General features: G+C 63.5%; 7 protein-coding genes. 4 read left to right on the forward strand and 3 right to left on the reverse strand.

Features of this window, described 5'->3' with window-relative positions; all coding sequences use genetic code 11:
- The first annotated feature begins 71 nt into the window (after positions 1-71).
- The 4 genes from EN853_RS16715 (at position 72) to EN853_RS16730 (ending at position 10,531) form a co-directional block, all read left to right on the forward strand.
- Positions 72-1,577, forward strand: coding sequence for a lipopolysaccharide biosynthesis protein (locus EN853_RS16715; protein ID WP_245517053.1), 1,506 nt, complete (start codon positions 72-74; stop codon positions 1,575-1,577).
- A 281-nt stretch (positions 1,578-1,858) separates the two neighbouring features.
- Positions 1,859-4,411: an RTX toxin gene (locus EN853_RS16720; RefSeq protein WP_245517054.1), complete on the forward strand. Its 2,553-nt coding sequence runs from the start codon at positions 1,859-1,861 to the stop codon at positions 4,409-4,411.
- Between the two features lie 293 nt (positions 4,412-4,704).
- A complete protein-coding gene (locus EN853_RS34605) occupies positions 4,705-10,194 on the forward strand; it encodes a metallophosphoesterase (protein WP_245517055.1) in 5,490 nt (1,829 codons plus the stop codon).
- An 85-nt stretch (positions 10,195-10,279) separates the two neighbouring features.
- Positions 10,280-10,531: a hypothetical protein gene (locus EN853_RS16730; RefSeq protein ID WP_127860838.1), complete on the forward strand. Its 252-nt coding sequence runs from the start codon at positions 10,280-10,282 to the stop codon at positions 10,529-10,531.
- A gap of 605 nt (positions 10,532-11,136) precedes the next feature.
- Here the strand turns inward: EN853_RS16730 and EN853_RS16740 are convergent.
- The 3 genes from EN853_RS16740 to EN853_RS16750 are packed head-to-tail and all read right to left on the reverse strand — an operon-like array spanning position 11,137 to position 14,776.
- Complete coding sequence (locus EN853_RS16740; protein ID WP_127860837.1) at positions 11,137-12,132, reverse strand: nucleotidyltransferase family protein; 996 nt, start codon at positions 12,130-12,132, stop codon at positions 11,137-11,139.
- Positions 12,129-13,280, reverse strand: a complete 1,152-nt coding sequence (locus tag EN853_RS16745) for a PqqD family peptide modification chaperone (RefSeq protein WP_127860836.1) — start codon at positions 13,278-13,280, stop codon at positions 12,129-12,131. Before EN853_RS16745 ends, EN853_RS16740 begins: the two co-directional genes overlap by 4 nt.
- 41 nt (positions 13,281-13,321) lie before the next feature.
- Positions 13,322-14,776, reverse strand: a complete 1,455-nt coding sequence (locus EN853_RS16750) for a cation:proton antiporter (RefSeq protein ID WP_127860835.1) — start codon at positions 14,774-14,776, stop codon at positions 13,322-13,324.
- Positions 14,777-14,799: the final 23 nt, after the last annotated feature.

Genomic DNA, 14,799 nt, shown 5'->3' on the forward strand with positions numbered 1-14,799 from the left:
GTCGTCTGCAGAGTGCACCCAGGAAAATGCATTGGCCGCCTGACCGGTCGGCCAAGTGAGTGGAGAGAAGCGTGAGCGACGTTCGACGCGGGCTGGCCAAAAAAAGTGTCGTGGGCATGTTCTGGACGGCCCTGTCCATGGGCGCTCTCGCGGTCGCGGAGCTTGTCGCCCTCCTCGTCCTGGCCCGGCTGCTCTCGCCTACCGAGTTCGGCCTTTACTCCGCAGCCCTGATCATCATCAGGTTTTCGACCATCTTCCAGGGACTAGGCATTAGCCCCGCGATCGTGCAGCGACCTGTGCTTGAGGAGCGGCATCTTCGGGTCGGATTCACCTTGTCGCTTCTGCTTGGACTCGCCGTTTCCGCCCTCATCTGGGCAATGGCACCCGCCATCGCCGGGCTCCTTCGGCTCGCCGATCTGGTTCCGGTCGTGCGCGCGATCTGCATCGTGTTTCTTTTCCAGGGAGCTTCAATGGTGTCATTGGCCGCGGCCCAGCGCGCCCTGCGCTTCCGCTGGCTTGCGCTTGTCGACGCCTGCGCCTTTGCCGTCGGGTACGTCGTTGCCGCCCCTGTTCTGGCGTGGTTCGGCTTCGGCGTCTGGGCGCTCGTCGCCGCGCTCCTGGTCCAGCAATTCATCCGCATGATCGTGCTTCTCGTCGGCCAATCGCACCCGATGCTGCCTCTCCTGGAGCGGCGCGCCATTGTCGAGCTGCTCTATTTCGGCAGCGGCTTCACCATCGCCCGGGTCTTCAATTACCTCGCCTCCCAGGCAGACAGGCTTGTCGTCGGCCGCTGGCTTGGCGCCGACGCGCTCGGCCTGTACGGGCTGTCGTCGCAGCTCATGACGACCCCGGCTGTTATCGTCGGCCAGGTTCTCGACCGCGTGCTGTTCCCGACCATGGCCCTGGTCCAGGAGGAGCCTGCGCGGCTCGCCCGCGCCTACCGCAGCGCGCTTTCCGGCTGTGCCCTGCTCGTCCTTCCGGCCAGCGTGGTCGTGGCTGTCGTCGCGCCCGAGTTGGTCCTGGTCATTCTCGGTCGGGGATGGGAGGGCGTCGTCGCCCCGCTTCAGGTCCTGGCGTTCAGCATGCTGTTTCGCACGAGCTACAAGCTCAGCGATTCCGTTTCGCGGGCAACCGGCACTGTCTACGCCCGCGCCTGGCGCCAGGCTGTCTTCACCGTCGGCGTCTTCGTTGGCTCCATCATAGGGCAGCTATGGGGCGTTGAAGGAGTGGCATTCGGTGTAAGCGCGGCCTTCGCGATCAACTTCGTCCTCATGGCGCAGCTGAGCCTCCGCGTAACCAGGATGAGTTGGTCGCAGTTCGCAGGAGTGCACGTGCCTGGCCTCGCGCTCGCGGCCGTTGTCGGCACTGGCGTCTGGGCACTGGTGGAATGGATGCGCGAGCTCCGGCTGCCACCGCTCTCCCTGGTGGTCGATGCAGCATTGCTGGCGTCCGCCGGGAGCTTGCTGTTGTGTTGGATCCTGCCGTCGCTGTTCCTTGGACGCGACGGGCTGTCGCTGCTGCGCTTGCTCGCGGCCGTCGCGCCCGCCTGGCCCAGGATGAAGAAGGCGACAGACTGATCAAAGGCAGCGCTCGACGTCTGCAGCACCATATCTGGCGCAAATGATCCCAAGAGACATGCCTGACTGACTTCCTGGCTGAGCAGTCTGCGATGGCGACGCCTTGGCCCCATCGTGCCGGCGCAAAGGACAGTCCTCACGGATCATCGCCGCAAGCTGTGCGGCCCGTTTTCTGATCGTCGACGCCTTCGGTTGCGACGGACAGGAGCCGGCTGCGACATCCATCTATCCGGACCTGTTGGAGGCCCAGTTCCGGAAACAGCGGCAAAGGAGATTTTGATATGTCCAGACCATTGTGGATTCCAGACAGCGGGGCAGCCGGACCGGCGACGATGGAGCTCGGCCCGATACTTGGAAGCCTTCACCTTCTCGATGACAGTTTGCCGGCCGGGACCGGTGGTCCGAACGTCGGGCACGGCGAGGATGGCCTCCTGAGAGCCTCCATGACATGGGAAGCGGGCACCGTCGATGGCGACGGGCTCGCCGCCGAAACCGGCACGCTCGGTTACAGCCGAGGCGCCGATCAAGCCGCGCTCAAGATCGATGGCCTCATCTCCTCGCATGGGATCACCCCGAGCTGGGCGGGCGATGGTGGTCTTAAGCTCACCGGTCTCGCCGAGGCCGCCGCCAGGATTGGCATTCATCTCGACGGCACCTTTCTCGGCACAGCGACGGCAAATGCCACCAACTTCTGGCATCAGCCAGGAACGGTGAATGCAGACTGGGCCTACACCGCCTCCCAAGCAGTCGCCGACTCCGGCACGACCTCGACGGAGCTCGCGGTCACCAGCAATAGCCTCCTTGCCTCCAGTCTGAATGCGATCGACCCGATCTTCGAGACCAGGGTGGCTGCCGCTGGCGACGATATCGAGGAAAAGGGCTCCGGCACAATCTCGGGCAACATCAACGATCTTGAACTGGGCTATGACGGCACCACCCGCCAGACCGTCGGCATCCGCTTCACCAACATCGACATCCCCAAGGGTGCCATCATCACCAGCGCCTACATCCAGTTCCAAGCCAACGAGGTTAAGACCGGCGCTGCGTCGCTGCTGATCCAGGGCGACAATACCGACGACGCCAGTCCCTTCACCACCGCCAGCTTCAACGTGTCCTCGCTTCCGAGGACGACGGCATCCACGGCCTGGACACCGGACCCATGGACCACGGTAGGCGATCATGGCCTTGCCGAGCGCACGCCGGATCTGTCGGCGATCGTCCAGGAGATCATCAACCGCTCCGGCTGGGCGGCGCTCAACGACATGGCGTTCCTGATCACCGGCACCGGCACGCGAACGGCTGACTCCTATGAGTACAACCCGGCGAGCGCGCCGCTGCTGCACATCGAATATCTCCTTCCCGGTCCGGCTGGCAGTCCGGTGGCCTTCAACACGCCGCCCGATGCCGATACGACCGCCAACCAGATCGCCGAGCTAGCCGCAGCGGGCACGGCGATCGGCATCACCGCCTCGGCCTCTGACCCCGACGCCGGCTCGACCATCGCCTACAGCCTCAATGACCCGCGCTTTGCCATCAATGCCGCCACCGGCGTCATTACCCGCTCGGCCACCGGCACGCTCGACTTCGAAACCCAGTCGTCGATCAATCTGATGGTGACGGCAACCTCGTCGGACGGAAGCACGGCCAACCACACCTTCACCGTGGCCGTGCTCGACAGCCCCGAACCGGTCGCCTTCAATACGCCGCCGGATAGCAACAGCGCGGTCAACCAAATCGCCCAGAACGCCGCAGCGGGCACTTCGGTCGGGATCACGGCGTCGGCCAAGGATCCCGACGCCGGCTCGACACTCACCTACACTATCGATGACCCGCGCTTCGCTATCAATTCCAGCACCGGCGTTATCACGCGCTCAGGCACAGGCACGCTCAACGCCCAGGCCGAGCCGTCGATCACCTTCCACGTGACGGCCACCTCCTCCGACGGCAGCACGGACACCCACGCCTTCAGCGTGAACGTCGCGGGCAACCAATTGCCGACATCGGTAACGCTGGAACATACAATCCTGACTTCGCAGTGGTCGCCGCCGAGTCCCGACCCTATGGATATCGTCTACATCTCTCACCTCGGCACGCTGCTGGTTGCCGACAGCGAAGTCGATGAGATGTCCATTTTTACCGGCAAGAACCTCTATCAGATGAGCCTGAGCGGCAGCCTGGTGGGCACGCTTACAACCATCAGCTTTTCCGATGAGCCGGCCGGGGTCGCCTACAATCCAGCCAATCACCATCTCTTCTTCGCGGACGACACCGGCACGAAGAGCGTCTATGAGCTGAATCCCGGGACCGATGGGCGTTACAACACATCCGATGACATCTTGACCTCGTTCAAGACGTCGGCATTCGGCAGTTCGGACCCGGAGGGGATCACGTATGACACAAATCGTGGGGTGCTGTATGTCGCGGACGGCACAACGCAGACGATTTACACCGTCGCTCCAGGTCCGAACGGCAGCTTCGACGGCGTCGCGAGCACGGGTGGCGATGACATCGTGACGAGTTTTTCCGCGCGCTCGCTCGGAACCCCTTCTGACGAGAGCATTGCATACGACCCGGTCCACGACCTCCTGTATATCCTTCAGTCACGCAACTCGGTGGCGATGGTGACACCGACGGGGCAGTTGCTGGGCACGCTCGATATCTCCGCGGCCCAGGCGCGCAAGCCGTCGGGGCTGGCGCTGGCGCCGAGCAGCGACGATCCGAGCCACCATATGAGCCTCTACATCACCGATCGCGGCGTGGACAACGACTCCAATCCCACCGAGAACGATGGCAAGGTCTATGAATTCCAATTGAATGATTGGCTGCTCGTCTGATCCAAAGCGACCTTTAACCACTCATCCCTGAGACAATACTGCCCTCCGCGCGAGTGACGCCGTGGCAACAAGCCCGGCCGCACTTGCCGGCTTTTGCTGTCTGCCATGCTGCCGCGCTGGCTGCAGCCTGACGGAACGCGAAGGTCCCGGACAGCAAGATATCACCGACAGCAATTCAGCCGCCTCCTTCGACCGTCGCCGTCTCGATCGCGACGGGCCGGAGTTGGCTGCGATGTTCACCTCCCGACCCATCGAGGCCCAGGTCCGGAGAATAGCGGCAAAGGAGATCTGACATGTCCAAACCACCTCGGATTGCGGACAGCGGCAATACCCTTGGACCGATCACGGCGGAGTTCGACTCCCTGTCCTTGCTGAAGGGCCTCCACCTGATCGATGGCCATTCGCCGGCCGGAGCCGGCGATCCGGGCGGCGCGGAGCACGACGAGGCTGGCCTGCTGGAAGCCTCCCTGAACGGCCTCGCCGCCGAAGCCGGCACGCGCACCGACAGCCAGGGCACGGATCAAGCCGCTGCCAAGATCGCCAGCCTCATCGCCACGCTGGGGGCCACCCCGACCTGGGCAGGCGATGGCGGACTGAAGCTGACCGGCCTCGCAGAGGCGGCAGCCAGTATCGGCACCCATCTCGACGGCACCATTCTCGGCGCCGCGACGGCGACTGGGCTCAGCATATGGCACAGTGCGGGAACGGGCGTTGCAGACAGCACTGACGCCGCCAGCCCGTATACGATCGCCGGCACCGGCACGACCGCGACGGCGACTACGCTTGCCATCAACAGTGCGCTTGGTGCCGACCCGATCTTCGAGACAAGGGTGGCGGCCGCCGGTGACGATGTCGAGGAAAAGGGCTCCGGCACAATCTCGGGTAACATCAACGATCTTGAACTGGGCTATGACGGCACCACCCGCCAGACCGTCGGCATCCGCTTCACCAGCATCGACATCCCCAAAGGCGCCATCATTACCAGCGCCTACATCCAGTTCCAGGCCAACGAGGTCATGACCGGCGCGGCTTCGCTGTTGATCCAGGGCGACAATACCGACGATGCCAATCCATTCACCACCGCCAGCTTCAACGTGTCCTCGCTTCCCCGGACGTCGGCATCCACTGCCTGGACTCCGGACCCCTGGAGCATCGTCGGCGAGCAGGGCCTTGCCGAGCGCACGCCGGATCTCACGGCGATCGTCCAGGAGATCGTCAACCGCTCCGGCTGGACAGCGCTCAACGACATGGCGTTCCTGATCACCGGCACCGGCACGCGCACCGCCGATTCCTACGAATACAACCCTGCCAGCGCGCCGCTGCTGCACGTTGAGTATCTTCTGCCTGTTTCCGGCAGTCCGGTCGCTTTCAACACACCGCCCGATGCCGACCCAACCGCCAACCAGATCGCCGAACTCGCAGCGGCCGGCGATCTTATCGGAATAACCGCCTCGGCCACGGATCCGGATGCGGGCTCAACCGTCACCTACAGCATCAACGACACGCGCTTCGTCATCAATTCCAGCAGCGGTGTCATCACCCGCTCGGGCACCGGCACGCTGGACTTCGAGACCCAATCGTCGATCAACCTGACGGTGACGGCAACATCGTCGGACGGCAGTACCGCCAACCAGACCTTCACCCTCGCTGTCCTCGACAGTCCGGAACCGGTCGCCTTCAACGCCCCGGCGGACACGGACAACGCCGTCAATCAGATCGCCCAAAGCGCTGCCGCGGGCACGGCGGTCGGAATCACGGCGTCGGCCAAGGATCCCGATGCCAATTCGACGGTCACCTACAGCATCAGTGACCCGCGCTTTGCCATCAATTCCAGCACCGGCGTCATAACGCGCTCGAGCACCGGCACGCTCGACGCATCGTCGGAGCCTTCAGTCAACCTCACCGTCACCGCAACCTCTTCCGACGGCAGCACCGATACCCACGCCTTCAGCGTCGCCGTCCTCGGCAGCCCCGTGGCCTTCAACGTACCGCCTGACGCCGACACCAACACCAACCAGATCGCCGAGCTCGCCGCGGTGGGCACGGCGATCGGCATCACCGCCTCGGCCGCCGATCCCGATGCCGGCTCAACCGTCACCTACAGCCTCAACGACACGCGCTTCGCCATCGATGCCAGCAGTGGTGTCATCACACGCTCGGGAACTGGCACGCTGGACTTCGAAACCCAGGCGTCGATCAACCTGACGGTGACGGCAACCTCGTCGGACGGCAGCACCGCCAACCAGACCTTCACCCTCGCCGTCCTCGACAGCCCCGAGCCGGTCGCCTTCAACACCCCGGCGGATACGGACAACGCCGTCAACCAGATCGCCCAAAGCGCTGCCGCGGGCACGGCGGTCGGGATCACCGCCTCGGCCAAGGATCCAGACGCAGGATCGACGGTCACCTACAGCATCAACGATTCGCGCTTTGCCATCAATTCCAGCACCGGCGTCATTACGCGCTCAGACACCGGCACGCTCAACGCGGCAACCGAGCCGACGGTCAACCTCACCGTCACCGCAACCTCGTCCGATGGCAGCACCGATACCCACGCTTACAGCGTCGCCGTCTCGGGGACGAGCGGCACACCAGTGATCTTCGAGACAAGGGTGGCGGCCGCCGGCGACGATGTCGAGCAGAAGGGCAACGGCTCGATCTCCACCAACGTCACCGACCTGGAGCTGGGCTATGACGGCTCCACCAGCCAGACGGTCGGCATGCGCTTCACCGGCATCAACATCCCTCAGGGCGCCATCATCACCAGCGCCTACATCCAGTTCCAGGCCAACGAGGTGAAGTCCGGCGCGACGTCGCTGCTGATCCAGGGCGATAATGTCGACGACGCCAATCCCTTCACCACCGCCAAGTTCAACGTGTCCTCGCTTCCCAGGACGAGCGCGTCCACAGCCTGGGCGCCGGCCGCCTGGACCACAGTTGGCGAGCACGGCCTCGCCGAACGCACACCGGATCTCACGGCTATCGTCCAAGAGATCGTCAACCGTTCCGGTTGGGCGGCGCTCAACGACATGGCATTCCTGGTCACCGGCACCGGCACGCGAACGGCTGACTCCTATGAGTACAACCCGGCCAGCGCGCCGCTGCTGCACATCGAGTATACCCTGCCCGGTCCGGCCGGCAGTCCGGTGGCCTTCAATACGCCACCTGACGCCGACTCAACCACCAACCAGATCGCTGAGCTCGCCGCGGCAGGCACGGCCATCGGCATAACCGCCTCGGCCACGGATCCCGATGCCGGTTCGACCGTCTCTTACAGTCTCAACGACACGCGCTTCGCCATCAATTCCAGCACCGGCGTCATCACCCGCTCGGGCACCGGCACGCTGGACTTCGAGACCCAATCGTCGATCAACCTGGCGGTGACGGCAACCTCGTCGGACGGCAGCACCGCCAACCAGACCTTCACCGTCGCCGTCACTGACAGCCCGGAACCGGTCGCCTTTAACACCCCGCCCGACGCCGATACGACCGCCAACCAGATCACCCAGAACGCCGCCGCCGGCACGGCGGTCGGGATTACCGCTTCGGCTAAGGATCCCGACGCCGGATCGACGGTCACCTACAGCATCAACGATCCGCGTTTTGCCATCAATTCCAGCACCGGCGTCATTACGCGCTCGGCCACCGGCACGCTCAACGCGGCAACCGAGCCGACGGTTAGCCTCCACGTAACCGCGACCTCGTCCGATGGGAGCACCGCCGGGCAGGACTATGCGGTCAGTGTGGCCACGGGGCCGGTCTTCCAGACAAAGATCGGGTCCAGTGCCGACGACGCTGAGCAAGGTCCCACCGGCGGGATGGACCTCATCAGCGGCAATCTCGACATGGTGGTTTCGGGCACCAAGGTCCAGACCGTCGGAATGCGCTTCACCGGGGTCGACATTCCTTACGACGCCGTCATCACCAGCGCCTATATCCAGTTCCAGGCCCAGAATACGAGCACTGGCCCTGTGTCGCTCCTGATCCGGGGCGAAGACAGTGACGAAGCCACTCCCTTCGAGCAGGAAACCAGCGACCTCACCTCGCGCCCGACGACGGATGCTTCGGCGACGTGGACGCCACCCGACTGGACCGTGAACAACGAAGCCGGCCTTGCCGAACGCACGCCGGATCTCTCGGCCATCGTGCAAGAGATCATCGGCCGCTCGGGCTGGCTGGCGCTCAACGACATGGCTTTCGTCGTCAGCGGCAGCAGCGGCACGCGCAGCGCCTATTCCTTCGACGGCAGCGCCGCCGGCGCCCCGCTCCTGCACATCGAGTATTATGTGCCGACGACCGGCCCGGTCTCCTTCAAGCATCCACAGGATGCCGACTCTACCGTCAACCAGATCGTCCAGAACGCCGCCGCTGGCACGACCATCGGCATCACTGCCTCGGCCAAGGATCCCGATGTAACCGATACGGTCACTTACAGCATCAACGACACGCGCTTTGCCATCAATCCCAGCACGGGTGTCATCACGCGCTCGGGCACGGGAACGCTCAATGCGGCAACCGAGCAGTCGATCAATCTGCACGTCACCGCAACCTCGTCCGACGGCAGCACGGCCGCGCAGGACTATACGGTCAGCGTCGTTCCGGCGACGGCGCCGCAGGTGCTATACCGGTACGCGGTCTTTGGTGATTACGGCGACACCGATCTCTCTGGCGAGAAGGCGGTGTCGGCGATGATCCATGCCTGGAACGTCGATTTCATTCTCACAATAGGCGACAACGTCTACGCACCGCAGGTCATGGACGCTGCTGTCGGCCAGCAATATCACGACTATATCGGCAACTATCAGGGCGCATATGGAAGCGGCAGCGCCATCAACCGCTTCTTTCCCACGCTTGGCAACCACGAATACAACGAAAACAACGTCGGCACATACCTGAACTACTTCACGATGCCCGACAACGAGAGGTACTACGATTTCCAGATCGGACCGGTTCACTTCTTTGCTCTCAACAGCAACAAGCAGGAGCCGGATGGCCGCAGCTCCACCTCGGTGCAAGGTCATTGGATGCAAAACCTTCTCGCGAGTTCCGACGCAAGCTTCAACGTCGCCTACTTCCATCACACGCCCTATAACCCGAGCGGCTACACCGCCACCATGCGGTGGCCCTTCGAGCAATGGGGCGTCGACGCGGTCTTTGCCGGGCACCAGCACAACTATTACCGGGAGAACCGAGACGACAACGGCGACGGCGTCTATCTTCCCTACACGACCACCGGCCTCGGCGGCTCCGGCAAGAGCGTTCCCAATGTCGGCACCAGCTTGGTGACGGTCACGGACCAGGGCATGCTGATCGAGTTCTACAAGGTGAGCAGCTTCGACGGGACAACCGCAACCCCCCTGCTGACGGATTCCTACTTTGTCCCGACGCCCGCCGGGCGCACGCCGACGATCGTCAACGGCGGCTACGTCCTGAACGGCACATCCGGCGCGGACTATCTGTGGGGCCTTGGCGGCAACGACACGCTGATCGGCGGGCGCGGAAACGACATGCTGGTTGCCGGCAACCAGCACAACCTGTTGGTGTTCGCTGTCGGTGATGGTCAGGACACGGTCATGAATTTCCTGCCCGGCGCCGGCACCGGCGACGTCCTCGATCTAAGAGCCTTTGGCATCTACAACGCCAGCCAGTTCTTGCAGGTGGCCACGAACCAGGGCTCGAATGTCGTGGCATCCCTGGGCGGCGGGGACCAGATCACGCTGACTGGTGTTCATGTGGAGCAGTTCCACAACGACAACTTCGTAAGCAGCCTTCTGCTCGCGTAGAATTGGCTTTCAGGCCCGATACGTCTTTAGGCTGAATCGGAAGGCTATTCCGGCAATTGTAAGATGAAAACTACCGATACTTGAAATGCAAAAGAAAAGACTGATCGGGTTTTATGGGAGACGTCTCCGTGACAACGAAAAGGCAGTTCATTCGGAAAACATGATCTCAGAAACCGAAGCTCGCCGGGATTTTCTCAAGAAGGCGGGGCGGTTCGCGGTGGTGACGCCGCCAGCCATAACCCTCCTGCTCGGCACAAGCTTGAGATCAAAGGCAATCGCCAAATCGGGCGGCTCGCACGGCCACCACGGCCCACCACCACCTCCTCACGGCAAGTAATCGTCTCGATTCCCGTGAAGCGATTCCATAAGCCCACCCAGGCGCCGGGGGTCGGCTGCGTATTGAACACGCGGCCGTACGCCGCCGCCTCAACGTTTGAGAAGCGCCGAGCCGCACTGCGGTCGCCGCCGGCAAAGAAAAACCCGGACCGCTCGCGGCACTCTGGCGTGCCGTGAGCGTCCGGGTCGTCAAATGGCAAACTCGGGCGCTACGCTTCGATCCCGCTATTTTCCGTGACCGGGAGGGTCGATGCGAAAGTATGTCGGAAGCTCGAATTTATAGCTATCAGAGCTTGCCCACCTGGCCGGGAGGGCCAAGGTGAATGTGGTTTTCGTCCCCCCAACCATTGCCTGGACGTGAACCGCCCGATTTGGCAATCGCTCGGGAGTTCAAGCTTGTGCCAAGCAAAAGTGTTATGGCTGGTGGCGTCACCGCCGCGAACCGTCCCGCCTTCTTGAGAAAGTCCCGGCGAGCGTGAGCTTCGGAAGCCAAGACCTCTATCGTCGCTCCCGATCTATGTTTACTTTCTGGCGCCATATCGCAACCCCCTTTTTAACAGAGTTACTTTAGAAGCTCTAGAATAAGAAACAACTTCTCCAAAAGACTTAGATTTTCGTGCGACCGCTCAGGAGCGTGCGCGCGATGCGACGCGCGAGGTCGGACGGTCCACGTCGGGCCAAACCATCGGACTGCAAAACCCGCCTTGCGCCCCACGCTAGATTGCCGGCCAAACGCAAGGGAGCGCCAATGATCGGGTGTGTCGCCGTGAAGATGCGCCTCCAGTGCTGGAAACGGACCATCGGGCGCTGTGCACATTTCGCCGGGATCCGGGTCCCGAAGAAATGGTGCAGGGCCAGGAGCTGGGTGTCGAGCGCATTGCGCGCGCCTCGATCCCACATGGATGCCTGCAGCGCCGTCCAATCCACATCGTCGGTTTCGGCCAATTGTGCCAGATCACGAAGATGCCTCAGATCGATCCTTCCGCGCCAGTAGTCCCCCTCCTTGAAGAGATCGTGTTCCATCCAGTGCCGGACCCGGGACTGGGCGGGCGGAATTCTCACCCGAAGGCTATCCCGCTGGACGAACCTAGGGGGCTCAAAACCATTCGCCCGGCTCGCACGGAGTTCCAGCATTCCGGCGTCCTGCCCGCGGGCCATGCCTCGAGCGCCCGCCACCTCGACATAGCCGAGCTCTTCAAGGCAAGCGCGGGCGGTCGCCTCTTCGTCGGGCTCCACGGCCACATCGAGGTCGCTGGTCATCCTGCTGGGAACCCGACCGGGCGGGGAAAGGAACAAGGGGATGGCCCCCTTTAGGAGGAGCGGAACGATGCGGCGGCGGTTCAGGGCCGCAACCGCTTCCCCCAGTTGGGCTCGCAGGCGCAGGTTCCGCTCCAGATTGCAGTCGTGAACGAACCGAAGGTACTCGCGGACGTCCTGCGGAAGCCGGTGGATCTGGCCAGCATGCGCAAGCGAGGAGAACAGGTCGGGTGTCAGCAGGCAGTGATTGGCCAGGGCAATCACTGCCTGCCAGTCAGCCCTGTCGTCCGGACAGCCGCGAAGGCCGGCGACCAGCGCCTCAAGCGCGTTGCCCCTGTGCATCATAGGCACGCCCTCGTGATTAGCTCCACCGCATCATCCAGCCTCGAATAGGTCAGCCGATAGGCCTGCGCCGACCCGATGATCTGGGTCAATACATCGAACGCGGCGCCGCTCAGTTCCCGGCCGGGCGAAAACGCGCCGTTGAGCAGGCCGCGCAATGCGCCGGCTGGGTCGACCGACTCCAGCCCAGCCTTCGAGTCGCGACTGCGACGGAGCAGGACCACACAGCCGATGGCTGTGGGGGAAGGCGGCAACGGCACGAACTCCCCGGGCATGGCAAATCGAACGCGCCTGCGGTCCGGACGGCGGCTGACCGGAACGGCATAGAGATCGGGGCAGTATTCGGCCAGAAGCGGCCATGCTCCCGCCTTGACCGCGGGGGCAAACGGAAGGCCCACGCCATGCCCATTGGAGTCCAGCAGCGTCACATCGTCAGATGCGAAGCCGAACCCTGCATGGACCAGGGCCATGGTCAGCGTGGTCTTGCCTGCGCCCGGATTGCCGCAAACAAGCACCATGCGTTTGTTTCTAACAAGTGCAGCCGCGTGGACGGCAAGTTCATAGGCGCCGTGGTCGAGAACCTCGGTCAGCAGCTGCCCTTTCAGCATGACCGGAAGTTCGTCGGGGGAGCACGACAGAACCCAGTCGCCATTCCGGAACAGGTGGACCCGTCCCCCCTGCTCGACCATCTGCAGCAGAATGTCGGCAGTCTCTCTTTGGACCTCGAGATGCCGAAATACGGTGATAGCGGGAAAGGCGCAGGCGGCCGGATAGACGATGCGGATGCAAAGGCCTGCAATGGCGACCACCTGGCTCACAAGCTCTTGAGCCGATGATGGAGGTGACGGCGCGCAGGGCCGTATGAGGCTCAGCCGCTGCCAATCCTCGAGCGCGGTCTCGACATGCCGGTTCGCCTCGCGACTGTCGACGCCGCTGCGCGCCATCTCGAGCGAGATGGCCTGCGGTGGCGTGCCTTCTTCCAGGGAGCGCCAAATCTCGGCAGCGGTATCGTTGACGGCGAAGATGGCCTGCCGGGACGGGCTGAACAGGATGTTCTGCCCTCCGACGCGCGCCAGGCGAGCCTGGACCACGAATGTGGCCGGACCGCAATCGGTCGCGCCTCGCGCGACCTTCGCCACGCTGTGCTTCATCGAGTAGTCGTCCTCTGCCAATGCGCTGACGGTGGTCCAAGCTACCGTTGCAAAGCCGGCGCATTCGATGGATGAAGCGGACCGCCCATTCGGTTGCCGCTCACTTCGTCCATTCGATTGCTCTCTTCCCCAGCCGAGCCAGCACCAGTGGGCTTGGCAGCGGCGTGCTGGGCTCGGCTTGACGGCGATCGCACAGCCCGGACCAGAAACTCCGTGGTTGCCGATGCCAGGCCGCGCATCGGCGCTGCGGGCGGCCGCGCCGCTTCGGCAAACACTTCGGGATCATGCGCCAGCCGCCAGCGCAACCAGAACCCTGTCGCGAAGGAAGTCAGTATCGATGCGAGCACCAGCGCGCTGAACATGCGTTCATCGATGATGCCGGCGGCGTATGCCACGCTTGCCAGCACGATGCCCGGCCCGCCGCGCGTGTTCATGGCGACGCCGTAGTCGAAAGCCCTGGCCCAGGCGGTACCCGCTATCCTGGCGGCAGTGGTGCAGCTCACCAACTTGATGGCCGTGCTCGCGATGATGAAGAAGAGGATGAGCGAACCGTCGAACTGGTGCGCCAAATCGAGCCGCAGGCCGACAAGCGCGAAATAGATCGGTACGAAAAACCATATCGAGATGTCGGCGATATGCTGTTTCACTGGAGCAAGATGCCGCGAGGGAAACCGCGTCATCACCAAGCCGGCGAGAAGCGCGGCGAAGACAATGTTGACTTTCAAGAGGCTCGCGGCCGCCACGAAGACCAGGCACAACAGCATCGTGTAGCCGGTCAAGGACGCTTCGCTGAACTTGCCGAAGACCCTTCGCCGGACCTCGCGTGCGACGGCCGGCGCGACAAAGAGCGAGGCGAGCACGAAAGCGAGGTTGATCGCGATCACCCGCCCGATGCCTCCCGCGTCGGCAGCGTCGCCGTGCTGCACCGCCGTGGCGATGGCAAGCATGCTCCAAAGAATGAGATCCTGAATGGTCGCGGCGCCGATAATGTTGCGCGCGAACGAACTGTTCATCAGGCCGAGATCGAGGAAGAGGCGCGAGATGACCGGGATCGACGTGACGCCCGCCGCGATACCCATCACCAGCTTGAATGCAAAGGCGTCGCCCTTCTGTGCGTCCGCGAACAGCGGCGCGCCGAGATAGCCGCATGCGAACGGAACCACCAGCGCGCCGACCACCAGCGCCGGTATGATGCGGCCCGATCCCGCCATGCCTTCCGTCTGCATCTTGAAGCCGGCGGTGAACATCAGCAAAACGAGGCCCAGCCAGTAAAAGGCGGAGAGCAAGGCACCCTGGGCGGGAAACCCGGCGAACAACCATTTGTGCGCGTCGGGCAAGACAAGCCCCAACACCGACGGGCCGAGCGCAATTCCGCCCGCGATCTCGCCAATCACGCGCGGCAGCTTCAGCCGCTCGAACATATGTCCGCCGCCCAACGCGCCGACGAGCAGCACGACAAGGGACAGGAAGAAGCGCGCGAGTTCAGAATCGTTCATGGCGCCGCCTTGTTTGACGCGCT

It is taken from the genome of Mesorhizobium sp. M1C.F.Ca.ET.210.01.1.1, assembly GCF_004791585.1.
Taxonomy (GTDB): Bacteria; Pseudomonadota; Alphaproteobacteria; order Rhizobiales; family Rhizobiaceae; genus Mesorhizobium.